Origin of the sequence: Vibrio sp. AND4, from assembly GCF_000171815.1 — a bacterium.
Taxonomy (GTDB): Bacteria; Pseudomonadota; Gammaproteobacteria; order Enterobacterales; family Vibrionaceae; genus Vibrio.
The window spans coordinates 1-3,217 of record NZ_ABGR01000070.1; the positions used below are offsets into that span (position 1 = coordinate 1).

The 3,217-nt window shown below is 31.0% G+C and carries 3 protein-coding genes; all 3 read left to right on the forward strand.

Annotation, left to right across the window (positions count from 1 at the left end; translation table 11 throughout):
- Positions 1-132: 132 nt before the first annotated feature.
- The gene (locus AND4_RS18475; protein WP_009844505.1) at positions 133-1,083 is read left to right on the forward strand and encodes a hypothetical protein; all 951 of its coding nucleotides are present in this window, start codon (positions 133-135) and stop codon (positions 1,081-1,083) included.
- Between the two features lie 3 nt (positions 1,084-1,086).
- On the forward strand, positions 1,087-2,229 hold the full coding sequence (locus tag AND4_RS18480; protein WP_009844506.1) for a glycosyltransferase family 4 protein: 1,143 nt from the start codon (positions 1,087-1,089) through the stop codon (positions 2,227-2,229).
- A 16-nt stretch (positions 2,230-2,245) separates the two neighbouring features.
- Positions 2,246-3,217 (forward strand): hypothetical protein (locus AND4_RS18485; RefSeq protein ID WP_144017070.1); only part of this gene is annotated, 972 nt, incomplete at its 3' end.

A 3,217-nucleotide genomic window follows, 5' to 3' on the forward strand; every position in this document is an offset into this window, starting at 1 on the left:
TCTTTATTAACAAAAATAAATCACTATTCCATTATATTTTACTTTCAGTATATTTACTGAGTAAACTAATTAAGCTACTTTCCGGTAAGGTAAGCTTAAAGCAGTTTCAATCTACTATTTCAGGAATATTAAATGGCTATTTTAGAAAGTAGAAGTCTAATATTGATTGGTTTTAATACGGATTATCAAAGGTTAGAAGTTGAGGAAATTTCCGGCCAATGGAATGTATATGATTTTCGCATGAACTTTATATTATATTTTTTGTGCAGTAAGTTAATGAGGTTTAATCTAACAAAAAAAATTGTTACTAATTATTATAAGTATAGAAAGAAGAGGCTGCCAATATCGAACTATAAAGTTATAGTGACAGACGACCCAATTGATATGTACGGCATACATGCTTTTGAAAAAAAAGATGTTAAGGTTCTCATGAGAAACAGCGTTCTAGGTGATGATAAGTTACTAAGTATCTTTTCAGGCTATAGTGTTTACTCATTTGATCCGAAAGATTGCGAAGATTACGGGTTTGAAGTAATGAAGCAATTCATTCCTTGTGCCGAAAAAATACAAGAGTACTGCAGTGATAAGTACAAAGTTGATTTCTTCTTTTTGGGGCTAGATAAAGGAAGAGGGGTTTATCTAAATAGTTTGGAAAAAAAACTCAATGACTTTGGATTCACTACAAAGTTTTTAGTAAAATCTCCACCAATTGGTTTTTTTCAAAAAATAGATAAATGGATCAAGGGTGTACCTAAATATAAGATGTTAACATATCAAGATAATTTAAATAATGTATCTGAATGTAGGTGTATAGTTGAATTGGTACAAGAAGGTCAAAGCGGAATTACGTTAAGAACATTAGAAGCAATGTTTTTTAAGAAAAAATTAATTACTAATAATAAAGAAATACTAGGTTCTGAAGTGTTTGTCAGTAATAATATTCTGTATGTGGAATCTTTAGATGAAATTGAAGAAGATTCAATTAGGAATTTCATTAATTCACCATACGAAAATTACCCTTCCAGTACCCTTAAAAAATATACAATTTCTGAAAACTTAAGAGAAATAATTTTAAGAGATTAGTGCATGAATATTTGTTTTTTTTGTAATGAATATCCTCCTTTATTGAATGGAGGAATTGGAACTTTTACTAAAGAACTTGCTGAAGGTTTGGTTGAAAATAATAATGAAGTTACCGTGATCGGTTTCTACGATCAAACTAAAAGAATTAGTATAAAGAAAGTTAATGGAGTTAGACTTGTTTTCTTAAAGAAATCTAAGTATTTTCCTTCAGTTATTGACAGAATAAAAAGTCGCACTATATTTAGAGAAGTTTTTAATAAATATAATTTTGATATAGTCGAAATTCCAGATTTTTTAGGTTGGGGAATAAGTATTCCTAATGGTAAATACTCTAAAGTAGCTCGTCTTCATGGTTCATCTACATACTTCAGCGACGAAGCTGGGTATAAAAATTTAAAGTACCATATATGGAAAGTATTGGAGAGGTTATCTTTAAAATACTCGGACAATATAGTTTCAGTTAGTCAATATACAGCTGAGAAAACTAAGAGTATTTTCAATCTTAACTGTCAAATTAAGATTATATATAATGCAGTGAAGGAAGGGGGGGGGAGTCGTTTCCAGTGTAGTGACTATTGTAGTCAATTCATTTTCGCGGGAAGTCTCTTGGAGAAAAAGGGAGTTCTAGATTTGGCCAAGGCATGGGTAAAATTCTCAACTTTGAATCCTTCAGCGAGGTTGACATTCGTAGGAAAAGATCCAGAGGGTAATTGGCCAAGAATTATGAAAATCGTTTCGGAATCTGAGTTTGGCGCGGAGTCAATATCTTATAAAGGGGCAGTTTCAAAACACGAGCTTTTAGAATTGTATTGTGTTCATGACTGTGCGATATTCCCGTCTCACGCAGAAGCTTTTGCATTAGCTCCCATGGAAGCTATGGAACTTGGAATTCCGGTTATATATAGTTCACTTACAAGTGGGAAGGAGTTGCTTGAAGACGGAGTACATGGCTTCCTTGTAAACCCGAAGGACACTCAACAGATAGTTGATAAGCTAATACTGTTATCATCACTAGATAAGCATACAAGACAAAACATTACATCAGCTGCAAAAAAACATTTAAGTGAAAGATTTAGCTTTACAAACTTCATAGCGGAAAATATTGATTATTATGGTACCTTATCGAATAAGAACAATAATAAATAAGCTTAGGCTTAACATTTTGGCAGCTGGTTCTTTGGTTATAGGATTATTGAATTTTTTATTAATATATTCAATCTATGGGAATTCTGAAAGTGCGGATTTGTATTTCTTATTAACAAATGGGGTAAATATTTTATTTCTTATTGTTGAGTCTCTAGTAAGTAATTATGTCTATGAATTTAGGATGTTGAGAACATCAAAAGAGAGAACATCCGCATATTCTACCATGTTAATTTTCGTCGTTACAATTTCTATTTCTCTGACTTTTATATTTTTATCGGTATATGTTGATATATATGAATTTATTTTTAACGGGGAGGGGGATAGCTCTGGAATCAAAATATTTTCTTATTTCATTAATGTTACTAGCTTGTATCTAATACTTCAGATAAATGTATATTCCCTGAATTCAATCGATAAGATTGGAATGGGTTATATCGTTTCTTTCATTCCTCAAGTTTTTTCTTTCTTATCTTTACTGGCTATAACTGCGGGGTTGATGGAATCAAATATAGATAATGTTTTTGTTTTTCTGACTATAGGCTATGTTTTCTCTTCTATCCTATCATTGTATCTTTGCTTAAGGTATATTGGTTTTTCGTTAACATTAAACTCTGATTTTTTATACTCTTCTGTTAAGAAAAGCATCAAATCTAGGACTGCAGCAAATATTCATAATGTATTTTTAAACTATTTTATAATTTCAGTAATGTCAGTAGCTCAGAGTGGTACCGCATCAACATTCTATTACGGGAAAAGAATAGCTGAAATGTTTCATTTGGTAATATATGGCCCCTTAGGTAAGAAAATGATCAATAGCATATCTGATAGTTGGAATGTTAAGAACTATAAAGATTTTATTTCTATAAGGCATAATATATTCTTCAAAGTTCCGTTTGTATATGTTTTAACTCTAACTTTACTTTTGTTGATTTTATGGATTTTCACAGAGGTGACTAGTATAGTATCTCTAGATTTTTATGAATTGTCT

Bases quoted from the DNA above. Each gene is read 5' to 3' on its own strand.
- AND4_RS18480 (WP_009844506.1), top strand. From the start codon at position 1,087: ATGAATATTTGTTTTTTTTGTAATGAATATCCTCCTTTATTGAATGGA.
- AND4_RS18475 (WP_009844505.1), top strand. From the start codon at position 133: ATGGCTATTTTAGAAAGTAGAAGTCTAATATTGATTGGTTTTAATACG.